The sequence below is a fragment of the Nocardiopsis sp. NPDC055824 genome (genome assembly GCF_053616335.1).
In genome coordinates, this window is sequence record NZ_JBSHDN010000072.1 from 1 (window position 1) to 16,061 (window position 16,061).

The 16,061-nt window shown below is 69.3% G+C and carries 14 protein-coding genes and 1 pseudogene; 9 read left to right on the forward strand and 6 right to left on the reverse strand.

Annotated features, from left to right (window positions below; translation table 11 throughout):
* Window positions 1-46: 46 nt before the first annotated feature.
* From tsaD to alr, 5 genes and pseudogenes are all read right to left on the reverse strand, one after another.
* On the reverse strand, window positions 47-1,081 hold the full coding sequence (tsaD, locus tag ACWGL3_RS16315; protein ID WP_267948066.1) for a tRNA (adenosine(37)-N6)-threonylcarbamoyltransferase complex transferase subunit TsaD: 1,035 nt from the start codon (window positions 1,079-1,081) through the stop codon (window positions 47-49).
* Window positions 1,074-1,508: a ribosomal protein S18-alanine N-acetyltransferase gene (rimI, locus tag ACWGL3_RS16320; protein WP_267950241.1), complete on the reverse strand. Its 435-nt coding sequence runs from the start codon at window positions 1,506-1,508 to the stop codon at window positions 1,074-1,076. Before rimI ends, tsaD begins: the two co-directional genes overlap by 8 nt.
* A gap of 59 nt (window positions 1,509-1,567) precedes the next feature.
* Entirely contained in the window at window positions 1,568-2,245 is a 678-nt protein-coding gene (tsaB, locus tag ACWGL3_RS16325) for a tRNA (adenosine(37)-N6)-threonylcarbamoyltransferase complex dimerization subunit type 1 TsaB (RefSeq protein WP_267948065.1), read from the reverse strand.
* A 135-nt stretch (window positions 2,246-2,380) separates the two neighbouring features.
* Window positions 2,381-2,878, reverse strand: a pseudogene (gene tsaE / locus ACWGL3_RS16330) (tRNA (adenosine(37)-N6)-threonylcarbamoyltransferase complex ATPase subunit type 1 TsaE); the annotation flags it as partial.
* 208 nt (window positions 2,879-3,086) lie between these two features.
* On the reverse strand, window positions 3,087-4,217 hold the full coding sequence (gene alr, locus ACWGL3_RS16335) for an alanine racemase (protein WP_267948064.1): 1,131 nt from the start codon (window positions 4,215-4,217) through the stop codon (window positions 3,087-3,089).
* Between the two features lie 193 nt (window positions 4,218-4,410).
* On the opposite strand from alr, the gene ACWGL3_RS16340 reads away from it, so the two are divergent.
* From ACWGL3_RS16340 to ACWGL3_RS16375, 8 genes are all read left to right on the forward strand, one after another.
* Entirely contained in the window at window positions 4,411-5,139 is a 729-nt protein-coding gene (locus ACWGL3_RS16340; RefSeq protein WP_267948063.1) for a DUF6069 family protein, read from the forward strand.
* A gap of 468 nt (window positions 5,140-5,607) precedes the next feature.
* Complete coding sequence (locus tag ACWGL3_RS16345) at window positions 5,608-5,928, forward strand: hypothetical protein (RefSeq protein WP_267948062.1); 321 nt, start codon at window positions 5,608-5,610, stop codon at window positions 5,926-5,928.
* Window positions 5,929-5,947: 19 nt separating this feature from the next.
* The gene (locus ACWGL3_RS16350; protein ID WP_267948061.1) at window positions 5,948-6,322 is read left to right on the forward strand and encodes a DUF6507 family protein; all 375 of its coding nucleotides are present in this window, start codon (window positions 5,948-5,950) and stop codon (window positions 6,320-6,322) included.
* A gap of 49 nt (window positions 6,323-6,371) precedes the next feature.
* Window positions 6,372-9,689 carry a hypothetical protein gene (locus tag ACWGL3_RS16355; protein ID WP_452461484.1) on the forward strand — a complete coding sequence of 1,106 codons (3,318 nt, stop codon included), beginning with the start codon at window positions 6,372-6,374 and terminating at the stop codon, window positions 9,687-9,689.
* A gap of 122 nt (window positions 9,690-9,811) precedes the next feature.
* A complete protein-coding gene (locus ACWGL3_RS16360) occupies window positions 9,812-10,576 on the forward strand; it encodes an immunity 49 family protein (RefSeq protein WP_452461485.1) in 765 nt (254 codons plus the stop codon).
* A gap of 53 nt (window positions 10,577-10,629) precedes the next feature.
* The gene (locus ACWGL3_RS16365; protein WP_452461486.1) at window positions 10,630-11,067 is read left to right on the forward strand and encodes a hypothetical protein; all 438 of its coding nucleotides are present in this window, start codon (window positions 10,630-10,632) and stop codon (window positions 11,065-11,067) included.
* Window positions 11,068-11,921: 854 nt separating this feature from the next.
* Window positions 11,922-12,773 carry a hypothetical protein gene (locus tag ACWGL3_RS16370; protein WP_452461487.1) on the forward strand — a complete coding sequence of 284 codons (852 nt, stop codon included), beginning with the start codon at window positions 11,922-11,924 and terminating at the stop codon, window positions 12,771-12,773.
* Between the two features lie 137 nt (window positions 12,774-12,910).
* Complete coding sequence (locus tag ACWGL3_RS16375; RefSeq protein ID WP_452461488.1) at window positions 12,911-13,450, forward strand: hypothetical protein; 540 nt, start codon at window positions 12,911-12,913, stop codon at window positions 13,448-13,450.
* A 75-nt stretch (window positions 13,451-13,525) separates the two neighbouring features.
* On the opposite strand, the gene ACWGL3_RS16380 is transcribed toward ACWGL3_RS16375, so the two are convergent.
* Window positions 13,526-14,755 (reverse strand): ROK family transcriptional regulator, encoded by a 1,230-nt coding sequence (locus ACWGL3_RS16380; protein ID WP_344180038.1) that lies wholly within the window; start codon window positions 14,753-14,755, stop codon window positions 13,526-13,528.
* A 114-nt stretch (window positions 14,756-14,869) separates the two neighbouring features.
* Between ACWGL3_RS16380 and ACWGL3_RS16385 the strand changes: the two genes are divergently transcribed.
* Window positions 14,870-16,012 (forward strand): Gfo/Idh/MocA family protein, encoded by a 1,143-nt coding sequence (locus ACWGL3_RS16385; protein WP_452461489.1) that lies wholly within the window; start codon window positions 14,870-14,872, stop codon window positions 16,010-16,012.
* Window positions 16,013-16,061 lie beyond the last annotated feature (49 nt).

The following is a 16,061-nucleotide window of genomic DNA, read 5'->3' on the forward strand; positions in this document are numbered from 1 at the left end:
CGTGTGCGTCCCGCCCCCACGTGCGATCGGATATGCGTCCGGCCGCCTACGTCGCCAGCGGGGACTCCACCGGCAGGGACGTGTCCGTGGCCAGGTCGAGCGCCGACGGCGGCAGCCCGGCGGCCACCACCTCCGCGCCCAGGGCGGCGATCATCGCGCCGTTGTCCGTGCACAGGCGGGGGCGCGGGACGCGCAGCTCGATCCCGGCGTCCCGGCAGCGCTGCTCCGCGAGCGCGCGCAGGGCCGAGTTGGCCGCCACGCCGCCGCTGATGACCAGGGTGCTCACCCCGTGCTCGACGCAGGCGTCCACGGCCTTGCGGGTCAGCACGTCCACCACCGACTCCTGGAAGGCCGCGGCGATGTCCGCGACCACCAGGGGCAGGCCCTGGCGGTCGGCGTCCTCGACGTGGCGGGCCACGGCGGTCTTGAGGCCGGAGAACGAGAAGTCGTAGGTGCCGTCGCCCCACTTGCCGCGCGGGAACCGCATGGCCTTGGCGTTGCCCTTCTGGGCGGCCTTGTCGATGGGCGGGCCGCCGGGGTAGGGCAGTTCGAGGAGCCGCGCGACCTTGTCGTAGGCCTCGCCCGCGGCGTCGTCCACGGTGTCCCCGAGGGACACCACGTCGGTGGCCAGGTCGTTGACCAGCAGCAGCGAGGTGTGGCCGCCGGAGACGAGCAGGGCGATGGCGGGCTTGGGCAGCGGCCCGTGCTCCAGCTGGTCCACGGCCACGTGGCCCACCAGGTGGTTGACGCCGTAGAGCGGCTTGCCGAGCGCCATCGAGTAGGCCTTGGCGGCGGACACGCCCACGAGCAGGGCTCCGGCCAGGCCGGGGCCCGCGGTGACCGCGATCGCGTCCACGTCGGACAGCTTGGCCCCGGCGCTGTCCAGCGCCCGCCGGACGGTCGGGGTCATCGCCTCCAGGTGCGCGCGGCTGGCCACCTCGGGCACGACCCCGCCGAAGCGGACGTGCTGGTCCACGCTGGAGGCGACCGAGTCGCCGAGCAGTTCGCAGCCGCGGACGAGGGCCACGCCCGTCTCGTCGCAGGACGACTCGATCCCCAGGATCAGCGGCAGGTCACTCATGGGTCCCCTTCTCCGCGACGCGTCGCATGACGAACGCGTCGGCCCCGTTGTAGTAGCCCCGGCGGACACCGATCTGCACGAAGCCGAACCTCTTGTACAGGTCCTGGGCGCGCGGGTTGTCCGAGCGGACCTCCAGGAACATGTGGGTGACGCCGCGGGCGGCGGCCCGGTCGAGGAGTTCGGTGAGCAGCGCGCTCCCGATCCCCCGGCCCCAGACCTGCTCGGACACGGCCATGGTCTGCACGTCGCCCTCGGGCGGGACGGACCTCAGCCCCGCGTAGCCCACCACGGTGTCGCCGCTCTCGGCGACCACGTAGTGGCGGGTGGGCTCGGCCAGCTCGTCGCGGAGCATGTCCTCGCTCCAGGCGTCGAGCGGGAACAGGGCGCGCTCCAGCGTGATGACCGCCGGGACGTCGTCGGCGGTCATGGCGCGCAGGCGCACGGCGGGCGGGCCCGCGGCGTCCGGGGCCCGGCCGGCGCCGTCGTTCACTTCACCCACTGGCGCACCTTCTTCGGGGCTCCGGGCACGACCGCGTCCGGACGGCGCAGGTAGAGGGGGTTGGGCGCGGGGAGCTCGACGCCCCGGGACAGGCGCAGCAGGGCCAGTTCGGCCATGGCGGCGGCGTCCGGGTGGAGCGGCGCGGGGTCGGCCGTGCCCGCGCCGAGGACCTCCGCGTACATCCGGGCCCCGTCGCCGACCAGAGGGAGTCCGCCGGTGTCCAGTTCGGCGGGCCTGGCGACCCCGACCTCTCCCACGCGGGTGAGGCGGTCGTCGTAGCGCGCCCAGAACACCTCCTTGCGGCGGGCGTCGGTCATCGCGAGGAACGGCTCGGTGCGCCCGGTCGCGAACGCGAGCGCGTCCAGCGTGGTGACGCCGTGGCAGGGGACGCCGAGGGCGTCGGCCAGGGCGTGCGCGGTGGCCAGCCCGACCCGCAGCCCCGTGTAGGGGCCGGGGCCGATGCCGACCGCGATGGCGTCGAGGTCGGCCAGGGTGACCCCGGCCTCCTCGGTCAGCCGCTGGACGGTGGGGCTGAGGAGTTCGCCGTGGCGGCGGGCGTCCACGGAGGAGGCGCCGGCGCGCAGGGTGAACGCCCCGTCGGGGGCGCTCTCCCCGATCGCGGCGGTGACCGCCGGGGTGGCGGTGTCGAAGGCCAGGAGCAGCACGGGTTTTTCCGCCTATCCGAGCCCGGCGTCGGAGCCGGGCAGGTCGATGGGAGCGTCGGCCGGGGTGTCCTCCTCGGAGCCGGCGCCGTCGGCAGCCGCGGCTCCGGGGGACCCGTCGTGGACGGGGGTCGGACCGGAGCCCTCCCCGCGGGGCAGTTCGACCCCGGCCCACCGGTGGCCGACGGCGCGCAGGTGCACGGTGCGGGAGTCGTCGCGGTGCCGCTCGATCCGGATCTCCAGCCGGTCCTCGGACAGCTCCTCGGCGACGCCCTCGCCCCACTCGACCACGGTGACGGAGTCGGGCAGGGTCATGTCGAGGTCGATGTCGTCGATCTCGTCCGGCCCGCCGAGCCGGTAGGCGTCCACGTGCACGAGGGCGGGGCCGCCCACCAGGGACGGGTGGACGCGGGAGATGACGAAGGTCGGGGAGGTGACCGACCCGCGCACGCCGAGGCCCGCGCCGAGGCCCTGGGTGAGGGTGGTCTTCCCCGCTCCGAGCGGCCCGGACAGGATCAGCAGGTCGCCGGGGCGTGTGAGGGCCGCGAGGTCGCGGCCCAGGGCGCGCATGGCGTCGTCCGTGGCGGCGGTGACCTCGCGGACGGTGGACACGGTGGTTGCTGTCACGTCTGTCATCGGGCTCGCTGCTCGTCGTGGGATGTGGTCGGTCGGTGGCCGGGCGCGCCGGGCCGGGGCGTCACGCCGGGGACGTGTCGGCCCGCGGGCGCCGCCCGCACGGGTTCGGGACCGCCGGGGCGCCCCTGCGTCGGGGCGTGCCGGAAGTGACCTCTTCACCCAGGTTAGGCGGGGTGGGGGGCGTCTGTGACCGGTTCTCGGCGACCGGTCAGGATCCCGCGCCGACGTACTCGCGCGGAACCCGGGCGCCCACCCTGGTGACGATCTCGTACGGGATCGTGTCCAGGACCGCGGCCCAGTCCTGGGCCGTCGGGACCCCCGGGGTCTCCCCCGGGTCGCCGAACAGTACCGCGTACTCGCCGGCCTCCACCCTGTCGTCCCCCACATCGAGAACGAACTGGTCCATGCAGACTGTTCCCGCGATGGTGCGGACGCGGTCCCCGAGGAGCACGGGGCCCTTGTTGGTGGCGGCCCGGGGGACCCCGTCGGCGTAGCCGAGCGGCACCAGGGCCAGGGTGGTCTCGCGGTCGGTGACGTAGCGGTGGCCGTAGGAGACCCCGCTCCCCGCCCCCACGCGCTTGGTGAGGGCGACGCGGGAGCGCAGGGTCATGGCGGGCCGCAATCCGGGCAAGGAGAAATCGGGGATTGGGGACAGGCCGTAACTCGCGATCCCGCCGCGCACGAGATCGAAGCGCGTCTCGGGCAGGGTGAGCAGCGCAGCCGAGTTCGCGATGTGCCGGACCTCGGGGGCCAGGCCGACCTTGTCGGCGATCTCCAGCGCCTCGTGGAAGTTGGAGAGCTGGAGGCCGATCGACGGGTGGCCGGGCTCGTCCGCGCAGGCGAAGTGCGACCAGATCCCGGAGACGCGCAGGTGTCCGTCGTCCTCGGCGCGGGCCGCGGCCTCGGTCAGCTCCGCCCAGTCCGCCGCGCTCACGCCGCCCCGGTTGAGGCCGGTGTCGATCTTGAGCTGGACGCGGGCGGTGCGGCCGAGGCGGCGGGCCTCGGAGACGACCTCGTCCAGGACCGCGCGGTCGCTCACCCCGAGGTCGATGTCGGCACCGACGGCCTCTCCGACGGGTTCGCCCGGGGGGATGATCCAGGCCAGGACCGGGACGGTGATCCCGGCCCGGCGGAGCTGGAGGGCCTCGCCGATGAGGGCCGTGCCCAGCCAGGACGCGCCGCCCGCGATCAGGGCCCGCGCGGCGGGGAGCATCCCGTGCCCGTAGCCGTCGGCCTTGACCACACCCATCAACGGGGTGCCGCCCGCGTGCTCGCGGAGCAGGCGGGCGTTGGAGGTGAGCGCGTCCAGGTCGACGCGAGCGTGCGCGAAGTGAGCCATGTCCCCAGTGTTCCACGTGTGGGAGACCCGTGTGGAGCTGCGGGTATGTGGTCCGCGCCCGGGGCCGGGCGCCTCGGCCGGAGGCTGATTCATGCCGGTTGACCAGGTAACTTGCCGTTTTTCATGGTCACTCGTAGTAAACGGGGGAATGCGGGGTATGACCGGCCTCGAAGCCGTATCAGGGGGTACCGGCATGACCGAGTTCGGAAGAGAACGACCCGTCAACACCACGCGTCTCTGGTCGGGTGGCCTCGCCACCGCGGTCGTCGCGGCTCTGGTGATCTTCGCGGGCGCCCTGGTTTTCCGCGGGGTGTTCGACGTACCGGTGCTCGCACCGGAGGAGGCGGGGAACCTGGGCGACGCGAGCACCGTCGCATACGCGCTCATGGCCGCTGTCGCGGCCCTGCTCGCCACCGCTCTGATGCACCTGCTGCTGCTCTCGGCCCCGAAGGCGGGGACCTTCTTCGCCTGGATCGTCGGTCTGGCGACCGCGATCGCGGCCGTGGCCCCGTTCAGCCAGGGCGACGAGACCGCCAGCCAGGGCGGGACGGCGGTGATCAACCTGGTCACCGGCGTCGTGATCATCACCCTGCTGCGGAGCGTGGGGCGCACCTCCACGCTCAACAGGCGGCGGCCCGGCGCGCCCACGACGGCCCAGAGCATGCAGGCCGCGCAGACGCCCGGGGCGACCGTCAGCCCCATCGGGGAGACCCCGCCGCGACCCCGCGAGGACCAGGAACACGTGGTTCCCGCCCACCCCGAGGAGCCTGCCCTGAAGCACGAGGGCATCCTGCCCTCCGTGAGCCAGGAGGAGTACCACCGCACCCAGGTGCGTGCTCAGGACCAGGACGCGGAGGAGGAGCAGGCCAGGGTGGAGCAGATCAGGGAGGAACGGGCCCGCCAGGACCCGAGGACCCTGTAGGCGCCTCCTCCCGAGAGGGACGTGTGGCACGCAGGTGACGAGCAGTGCGCGAGGGGCGGAGCCGACCGGCTCCGCCCCTTCCGCGTGGCCGCTCCCGGCCACACCGGCGTGGCCCGGGACACAGTCCCAGGAGGGTCTCGGGCCGGTTCTTGCCGGTCGGCCCCCGCCTGACCAGAGCCGATGCCGGCCGGGTTCCCTCAACCCCGTATCCGTGGGCGAATCGTCCCCTCCCGTCCGCTCCCCCGGGTGTCGGTGGAGCACGCTAAAAAGGAACTATGCCTACATTCCGTACGTCGCATCTGTCGAACGGTGAAGGCTCACCGCAGTGGCCGGACCGGTCCGCGAGAAGGCTGTCCCACACCTGGAGAGAGGCGACCGCCCCGTGAGACGCACGACGTTCCCGACGCCCCGGAGTCCGCGCACCCCGCCCGTGTCCGTCGTCGCGGCGCCTCCGGGAGGGGGACTCCGGTGAAGTTCGCCCATGTGTCCCCCGACCACGACGGCGGGACGCCGTCCCCGGGCGCACGGGAACGGGAAGGGGACGAGGATCCGGCCGCGGAACCCTCCGCACCGCTCCACGTCCTCGGGCTCCAACGGACCTCCGAGTACATGCGCCTGCGCGCCCGCACCGACCTCGCGCGGACCCGCCCGGCGCTGAACCGGCTGCTCCACGCCGTCGAGGCCGCCCAGGCCCAGGCCGCCCCTCCGCCCGGCCCCGGGGACGCCGCCGACGCGGAGGTGTTCCGTCCCGAGAGCTTCCGTCCCCGCCCGCAGACCCCGCCCCCGTGACCAGTGACCGGAGGACACCGTGACCGCTTGGAACATTCAGCCGGCAGAGGTCGGCGCCGTGCTCACCACCACCATGTCCTACCTCGGCGAGGAGGGAGGGGGCGAGGGCCTGTTCGGTGACATGGAGACGATCGAGCAGCGTGTCACCTCCCTCAGCACACACATCAACAGCGCCCCCATCGGGATCGCCCTGGGTGAGTTCGCCGGACACTACTTCGGCCTCATGGGCGACATGCTCGCCCTGACCTCCAACGCCGTCCGGCAGACCAGCGAGGCCACCACCGCCTACGTCGAGGGGAACCGGACGATGGCGCTGGAGGCCCAGCAGAACGCGGGCGTCGTGCCCGACCCGCCGCCGCCCCCGCCCGGTCCGGGGAACGCCCAGCTCGTCTGACCCCGACCCGTCCCGCCCTCCCCGGAACCCCCTCCCCCGGAGTACACCTGTGCCCCCAGCACCAGACGTGCCGACCTCGACCACGCCCCTGACCACCGATGAGCAGGTCAGCATGCTCACGGACGGGGACGACAAGATCAGCCCCGCGACCTTCCCCGTCCCCACCGCCTCCCCCGGCTACATCGAGACCCTCGCCGCCGCCCTCCGCACCGCCGGCCAGTCGGTGGCCGACACAGGGAACGACATCGACTCGTCCTGGGGCGCGCTCACGTCCAGCTACAAGGCCCCCGAGGCGGACGAGCTCTACACGGTCCTGGGCCCCGTGGCCCGTGACGGCGACGATGTCCTGACCGGTCTGAACAACGCCGCGAACGCGCTGGAGAACTTCGCCGAGGACCTGCGCGGCATCAAGAGGCGCTGGAACTCCCTGCGCACCGAGGCCTACGCGTTCCGGGCCCGCATCGACGCCAAGGGCGACGACTGGCGCGACGCCGAGGGCGTGGCCGGTTTCTTCGGCATCGGCGAGAGCCCCGACGTGGAGGAGAACAGCCGCCTCATCAGCGAGGGCACCGGCATCATCGAGGACTACGAGGCGGCCGAGCGCGACTGCGCCAACCAGATCAACCACTACGTCCCCGACCGCACCGGGTTCGAGGCGATGCCCTCCGGCGGCGGCGAGCTGGACCCCGACGTGTTCTACCACGGGTACGAGGACAGCCTGTCGGACCTGGCCACCGAGTGGGACATGGGCGGGGCCACCACCGACGAGCACTGGTGGGTCGACGCCGGGGCAGCGGTGTGGGACTTCGGGGTCGGAGCGGTCGAGGGCACCGGGGCGATGCTGGGCATGCACAGCTCCGAGGGGTGGTTCCAGGCGTCCTGGGGCGACGCCCTGTGGGAGTACCACGAGGGCAACGTCCAGTCCGTGGCCTCCCTGGTGGGCATGTACGACGGCGAGTCCGACAGCTGGGGTTGGGCCGGCGGGGACGCTCTCGGCTCGGCGTGGAAGGACCTGGCCCACTCGGTGGTGCCCTGGGAGGAGTGGGGCGAGCGCCCCGGGTACGTCATCGGCACCGCCGCGCTCAACATCGTCGCGATGGTCGGCGGCGCCGCCCTGACCGCGACGGGCGTGGGCTCGGTCGTGGGCGTGCCGCTGATGGCCTGGCGCGGTATGGCCATCGTCGACGGTATGGGCGGACGCGGTGGCGGCTCGGACTCCGGTTCGGGCACGGACGTGGAGGTGAACCTGCCCGCCGGGATCCCGAACTACGGGGGCGTGCACTCCCCGATCGCGAGCCTGGACGCGAGCTCCTTCGACCGGGGCGACTACAGCCCGGCGCAGTGGACGGAGCTCCAGACCCACCTGGACCGGTGGGCGTCCGCCTCCGACAGCGGCGGGGAGTCCTCGGAGACCGGCGGCCGTCCCGGTGCGCCGGGCGGGTCCGGACGCCCCGCGCAGCCGCGGAACGACCGCGACGGGCAGGACCCCGCCCGGCCGGTCGATCCCACCGCCCAGCAGCTGGCCGACAGCGAGGCGTTCTTCGACATCGTGGAGCAGCCGGAGCTGGCCGAGGTCGACCGCGCGGCCGATCGGGACAACCGGCAGCGGATCGTGGAGGTCGCGCGGGAGTCCCAGACCGACCCGAACGGCCCCAGGGGCTCCGAGGAGGGTCACTGGACCGCGGCCGAGCTCTTCGACGGCCCCGAGGGCGCCGGCGACCGGGTCCCCGCCGGTGTGGGAGGGCGGGGCGACGACACCCTGACCGCCGGGCGCGACGTCCCCGTGTCGCCCCCCGACCGGACGGTGAACCTGGCCGACAGCACCGGACGCGGATCCGACGGCGACCGGGTGGGGGAACGGGACACGCGTACCGACCCGGATGCGTGGAACCGGAACGGGGACGGCCCCGAGAACCGGCACGAAGTACCGAACGACCGGCACGGGGCCGACATGCGGGACCGGAACCCGGACGTCCGCAACAGCGCCGACGGCGGCGACCCGCCCAAGCGCACCCCCTCCGGCGAGGACCGTGTCGACGCCCGGACGTCCCCCCTGGACCCGAACAGCAGGAGCGACACGGACGGGTCGTCCTCGGGTTCCAGGACGCACAACGACGCACAGGACGGCGGGCCCGTCCGCCCGGCCTCCGACCCCGACTCCCCCGATCTCCAACGCGACGGCAGCGACGGCAGCGACGGCAGCGACGGCAGCGACGGCAGCAGTGATGCCGATTCACGCTCGTCCTCCGCTGATAATGGGCCGGATGGTCGGCAGGAAGAGCCACTTCCCGTACCCAAGACACGGGAGGAGGCACAGGCGAGGGCCCGCGAGATCCTCAGCACCATGGACCTCGGCACCGGTACCGACTTCAGGGACAACTTCGTCGACCTCGTCAACGACAAGAAGTACGGAGCGCTTCTGGAAAGGGCCTTCTACAACACCCTCGGCCACAGGTACAGGGAGGGTCTCAGCATCAATGGGCAACCCATCCCCAGTCTCACAAGGGCCGACACAGGTGATCCATGGATCGCCAGGGACGCCCTTCCTCCGCCCGAGCCTCCCTTCTATCTCCCTGGAGAGATTAAGGGCACCCGAGCAGGCATAACGATCCAAGTCCTTCGGAACCTGGACAGGTTTGCCAATCTCCGTCAAATTTCCTTGGACGCTTACAACCCTCTGAACAGGATCGTCCAGGGACTCAAGGCGAAGTATGCGAACACCCCTTCAAGTTCCGTCAACCAGGACCTCGAAAGGGCTCGTGAAATCCGGAAGCCCATGGGGAGGATGAGGACCCGCCTCACTGAGAGGTTCGGCGACAAGTCCGCCGAACAGGCGGTGAGAGACACCTTCAACGGATCCGAGGTAACTTTTGAAGAACCCTTGAGGAATCCAGACGGGAAACCTGTCAAGGACTCCGAGGGCAAGGCGGTCACCACCACGTGGCGGGGCACTCTTCCGGAACTGGCAGAAAGCAAGCCCGGAAGTCCGAACCCCGTTCCAGTCAGCGATAACGCCCCCAAGAACGGCAACCACCAGTTCGACCAGATCTGGCGAACCGCCGACGGCGGGCTCGTTATCGTGGAGGCCAAGAGCAGCCTCGACACCGGTCTCAACGAACGAACCATCAAAACTTCCGACGGACCCAAGCGGGTCCAACAGGGGACGCGGGAGTACTTCAACGATATTCTGAAGAGAATGATCAAACGAGGAGGCGAGGAGTTAGAGCTCGCCCTGGAGATCCAGGACATGATGATCGAGAGCCCGGAAAAACTCCACTATGTAGAAGCGAAGGGCAATCCAGATAAATCCGGGAAATACAGGGGGAATTCTATGAGATTCTTTGACATCCGAGAGGAAGAAGAATGACCGTGCACATCCCCAGCCACGATCTCTCCCATCGAACAGATCCAGGCCATCGGGAAAGAAGCAAAGCAACACGTGAGAAGTATTCTTTGTTCCTCGAGTCGAAACCATCAGGTGTCGACGTCATGGTGGGAACCTTGCACATCGACGTGATGTTCAGTACCGCGGTCGACCCCGAGGTCTCACTCCTGGAGACCTGGGAAACCTGGACCGCCGACATGCAGATGCACCACGCCCTGTTCACAGTGCAAACCAACCCTAGAGACACCGAACTCGAGCTGATGGTCAACCATAGGCTTCGGCGGACCAGGGCGACCGGCCCCAAGACCTCTACAAATGCGAGCAATTGGACTACTGCCTTCTTCCTCGCCGTGGTGTGCCGCGACCAGAAGCGCTACCGGGAACTGTGCGAGATACCGGTCGACCTGCTTCGCGAAGCAGGCGAGAGAAAGGGCACCCGGTACAACCCCTTCACCTACCACTGGATCTCCGCTCTCCAGAATTTCGTCCTTAACCGTCCTGGCCTGGGAGAAGAACTCATGGCCGCCATGGAACTGTCCACCCCCGAACGGGTCGACTTCGGCGACACGGAGAGCCTCGACAAACTTGTCTTCCCCCCCATGAACGCCTTCCTCCGCCTGGTGGAGCGTGACAGCGCCAAGTTCAACGAAGCCCTGGCCCAAGGTCTGGCACTGCACGGTGATTACTACACGGCCGACGCAGAACGGGCCGAGGACATCGAGGGCGTGGTCCCCCTCGGCCTCCTGGCCATGGCGTGCCTGGCCTACGACACAGCAGAACAGGACCCCGACTTCCGGCTCGAGGTCGAGTCCGGGTACCTGCCCAAGCACCTCGTCCAGCGCAGCTGGTACGGCGAGTTCCCCACCTGAAAGACAATTGTTCAAGCGAGCCCTAAATTATGTACGGCATCAAAAAAGGCCACATGGGGCCACTCGAAGAGCAGCATGCGATAAATGAAATCGCATCTGCCCTCCCCGCTTTTTTTCCAGAGGAGTGGAGGGCCGCTATCTACCATGTGAGCATCATGGGCCGCCACGCCAACGAGCTCATCGAAGTCGAAAAGGGGAACGGAGAAATAGTCCGCACAGAACTTCCACTCGAATCGGGAATGAAATGCATGAAACTACGAGCAGGAATGTACAAGGAGAACGAGGGGACATGGTTCTCCTTGAAGTTGAAACTGTGGAACACGGGAAGGTACAGGTCAGTATTAGACTACGACAACCCTCCTGATTTCCTTTTCGATGCAGATCTCCGCGAATACCTCCGAGAGGTGAAACTCTTCCCGCGCAGTGAGGAATTCATGCCGGACTGGCTGCGCGAAAAGGTTGACGAAGCAAATTCCGCCCGCGGGGGCTGAGGACTTCGGCAAGCACTCTTTCCTCGCCCTTCCCCCGTTCCCAGCTCAGGTTACTTGTCAAGATCGGTCGGCACAGCCACCCCGCCCGCTGACCTTCGACCGGTGCTCTTGACCGAATCGGGTCAGATTTCAACGCGATGGTCCGAACGATCCCCCGTACCAGCTCCGGGCATCTCTGGATCGACCCCGGGTGCGACCGCCCCGCGTCGGCCGGGCCTCCCGTCAGCCGTTGACGAGGGCGCCGGCGACCGGGTCCCCGCCGGTGTGGGCAGACGGGGCGACGACACCCTGACCGCCGAACGCGACGTCCCCGTGTCGCCCCCGCCCGGACGGTGAATCTGGCCGAAATCGGTGATCATAGTCCTCCGCACCGCCCGCAGGAAGGTGCCGAGAGCAGCCGTGGCGCGCCTGCGCAGGACCGGAACCCCGTCGCCACCAACAAGGACGGCGACAAGCCCACCGGCCCGAGAAACGGCTCCGACGACGACACTACTCCCGACGTCGGGAACGGTAGGAAGCCCTTCATCGAGCCAGCGGAGGGGCAGCGAAGAAGCCGGTTTCCCCGGATGCTCCCGCTCCCCATGCCTCCCAGGTCAATTCCCCGGATATGCCAGCACCCATCCCTGAGAGAGACGTGGATCAGGACCGCGCCACCCACCAGGAGGGCGAGGCCGGGGAATCTGACACAAGACATTCCGATTCCGACAGGACTCCCAAGACGGACCGTACCGAAACAGATGAACAGGCCCCTCCTTGCGAAACGAGAAAATTTGACACACCCTTCTCCGGGCGAATGAACCACCACCCGAACAACCCCAACCTCATCCCTCCGGAATACGAAACGGAGAAGTAGAATGATTGTTGTCGATTTCGAGGCCCTCGAGTTCCCCGACGAATGGTCCGCGGAGTACGAGGGGATTCCGTTCACGGGCTACTCCCTGGAGAAGGAGGACGGATACTCCTCTTTTCAGCTGTTTATTTCAGGTATGGCAAACGGACCGGAATACATCCTGACAAAGATAGGTTTTCTTGTCAGCTATGGAAACAGGACACGTGTCGGCCGCCTCCTGGGAGCCTCCTACGACTGGGATGTAGATGGAAATCTGATTTCTGAAACCATAAAAGACGAGGAGGGCGTCGTCCACATCGACAGGCGCTGGGATTCCTCGGGAACCCCGGTGGAGGGAGGTGACTGCATTTCAAGGAACATCACAGGAAGGGGGTCCGAGGTATCCGCCCCCTGGCTTCGCACCCCACCCGTCGTTGCACCTCAGGATGCACAGTCCGGAAGGTTCTCCGAGGCTGTCTCGGTTGAAGGGCTGGAAATTTCCCCCGAAAACCAGGCGCTCCTTCTGCACGGCGAGAATTTCACCGGGCGGGCTTTTCGACAGGAGACCGATGGCAGGAGGGAGACCTCCACGGTGGTCGATGGCTTCGAGCACGGCCCTGTGCTGAAGTGGTCGGCGTCGGGCTGGCTGGTGACGCAGGGGCTGCGCCGCCATCCTCACGGGGCCGTAGGACCTTGGCATGAGTGGGACGAAGAAGGCCGTCTGTTGTCGGAGACGATCTATGACGCCCTGGGCAACAGGATCATCCACCGTGAACTGGACGATCAGTGCAACATCGTCAGGCAGGAGAGGTTCGAGCCGACCAAGCTCCTGCGGTCCCCGGAAACGGGAGAGGAACACCCCGCTCCCTGGCTTTGAACTGGGAAACAATAATATCTCCATCAGACCAAGAGCCACGAGAACCGGACTCCAGAGAAGAAGGTCGAATCAAGCACCATGCAGACTCAGCAAGCCCGAATATTTCGAGTGCATATTTTTGCAAGCCTTCGATCGGGATGAGAGGGCTCGAGAAGCGCGCCGAGCAGATCAAGCTCATCCAATGGGAAAATGCAGGTACAGAAAGAAGATCACAGGCTCGCCTTGTCCAGGAGTACCTTAGGCGATCGGCGCTCTGGGCCCTGGAGCTCCGGACGGGCCCCTGGCCCTTCTACGACATCGCAGACCGCATCAATCCTGACATTCGCGCCCCCGAGCCCCTTGTTGACGAAGTCATCGAAAGCATGTCAGGGGCAGGAACCTACTTTGTGCTGCACACGGTCAAGTGGTCGCTTCACTTCGCTGCACTGAAGGACCACGGGCTCGACACGACCAAGATCCCCGACCCCTTCATTCCGCTCCTCCTCATGTACACGAGGGGAGGAATGGTCAACCGAGACTCTACTGGCTTCATTGAAGTCGATGGCGTTTCCTTTCGCCTTGGGAACGTCGAAAAAGCCGCAACAAAGAAACCCCTGGCCTCCCTTGACGAAAAAACGCTCCAGGAGATAGACGAAAAAGGTTGGCCGGATCGCGCGGCACAGCCGCCCCACCGCTGACCTCCGACCGGGCTCTTGACGGAAGCGGAACGGGTTCGAGCCCGACGGCCCGCGCCCCGTGTCGACCGACCAGGGTCAGCCGTTGACGAGGGTGTCGGCGTGGCGGGGGCTCAGGCAGTGCTCGATGACCATGACGGCCGCGCCGACCACGCCCGCGCCCTCCCCGGCCCGGGAGGAGACGATGCTCAGGTGCTCGGTGGCCAGGGGCAGTGAGCGCTGGTAGATGATCTCGCGGACCCCGGCGAGGAGGTGGTCGCCCGCGAGGGCGAGCGCGCCGCCGATCACGATGACCGACGGGTTGAACATGTTGACGGAGGCGGCGAGGACCTCCCCGATGTCGCGCCCGGCCTGGCGCAGGGCGCGCAGTGCGGGGACCGACCCATTGCGGGAGAGCTCCACGACGTCGCGGGCCCCCGACGCCGGGACGCCCGCCCCGGTGAGCGCGGCGGCCAGGGCCGCGCCGCTGGCGACGGCTTCCAGGCAGCCGGTGTTGCCGCAGCGGCAGGGCTTGTCGCCGCCGCTGGGCACGTGGATGTGCCCCATGTCCCCGGCGGCCCCCTGTGCGCCCCGGTAGACGCTGCCCTCGCTGACGATGCCGCAGCCGATGCCGGTGGCGACCTTGACGAACATGAGGTGGCTGGCGTCCGGCCAGGCGGTGTGGTGCTCGCCGATCGCCATGATGTTGACGTCGTTGTCCACCAGGACCGGCACGTCGAGCCGGCCGCGCACGTGGCCGGGCACGTCGAAGTTGTCCCAGCCGGGCATGATCGGCGGGTTGACGGCGCGCCCGGTGGAGTGCTGGACGGGGCCGGGCAGGCCGATCCCCAGGCCGAGGAGTTCGCCGACCCCGCGGCCCGCCCCCTCGAGCAGGTCCCTGCCGTTGCCGACGACCCAGTCCAGGACGGTCTCGGGCCCCAGCGCTATGTCCAGGTCGGCGCGCTCCTCGGCCAGCACGGTCCCCGACATGTCCGTGAGCGCGAGGCGGGCGTGGGTGGCGCCGAGGTCGGCGGCGAGGACGACGCGGGCCCCGGGTCGGAACGAGAAGGTCGTCGGGGGCCGGCCGCCGGTCGAGACGGCCTCGCCCGCGGGGCCGATGAGCCCGCTGGCGAGCAGGGCGTCCACGCGCTGGGTGACGGTCGAGCGGGCCAGGCCGGTCACCGAGGCCAGTTCCGAGCGGGTGCGCGGCCGGCCGTCCCGCAGGAGCCGGAGCAGGGTTCCCGCACCGGGTGCGGCGGTCGGGGCGGCAGCGGCGAGCAGGTCCGTCACGCCTCGACTCCCCGGGTCAGTGAGCGCGTCTTCCGTCATGCGAACAGTGAAGCACAGGACTCCGGGCCACCCAGACCGACTCTAATGTTCCCACGTCAGTCAACTTCTGCTTGACGATCGACATAAGTCGGGCGTACTGTTCGCCGCATGTCAGTGAGAAAGGTCACAAGCCTGGGTGAGACAGTCGAACCCGGTACGACCACGCCCAACGCCTACCGCGCCGCGGTGATCGGCACCGGCTTCATGGGACGGGTCCACTCCCACGCCGTCCGTGCCGCCGGCGGCGAGGTCGTCGGGGTCGCGGGCTCCTCGCCGGCCAAGGCGGAGGGGTTCCGGCTCGCCAACGGCATCGCCCACGCGCACGCCGACGCCCTCGAACTCATCCACCGCGAGGACGTGGACGTCGTCCACGTCTGCACCCCCAACCACCTCCACGCCCCGCTGAGCCTGGCGGCCCTCGCCGCCGGGAAGCACGTCGTCTGCGAGAAGCCCCTCGCCACCGACGCCGACACCGCGAGGAGCCTCGTGGCCGCCGCGCGGGAGGCCGGCCGGGTCGCCGTGGTGCCCTTCACCTACCGCTTCCACCCCATGGCCCGCGAGGCCCGCGCCCTGGTCGCCTCCGGGTCGATCGGCCGCGTCAGCCTCGCCCACGGCGGCTACCTCCAGGACTGGCTCCTCTACCCGGAGGAGGACAACTGGCGGGTCGACCCGGAGATCGGCGGGCCCACCAGGGCCTTCGGCGACATCGGTTCGCACTGGTGCGACATGCTGGAGTTCGTCACCGGCGACCGCATCGCGACCGTGTGCGCCCAGACCTCCCGCGTCAACGACACCCGGGACGGCCGCCCCGTCGCCACCGAGGACATGGTGTCCTTCCAGTTCTCCACGGCCGGCGGCACCATCGGTAGCGCGGTGATCAGCCAGGTCTCCCCCGGCCGCAAGAACCAGCTGGTCCTGGAGGTCTCCGGCACCGAGGGCTCCCTGGCCTTCGACCAGGAGCGGCCGGAGACCCTCTGGGCGGGCAGCCGCGGCCGCACGGGGACCATCACCCGCGACGACCCGGCGCTGAGCGCCGACGCCGCCCGCCTGGTCACCGTCCCGGTCGGCCACCCCCAGGGCTACCAGGACTGCTTCAACGCGCTCGTCCGCGACACGGGCGCGGCCATCGCGGGGCAGGCCCCGGAGGGCCTTCCCGTGTTCGCCGACGGCCTGCGCGCCGCCGTCATCGCCGAGGCCGTCATGGCCTCCGCGCGGGAGCGCCGCTGGGTCGACGTCCCGGAGGTGGACGCGGTATGACCGCCTCCCCGCCGCCCGGCCCCGCGTCCCCCGCTCCACCTCCCCCGGC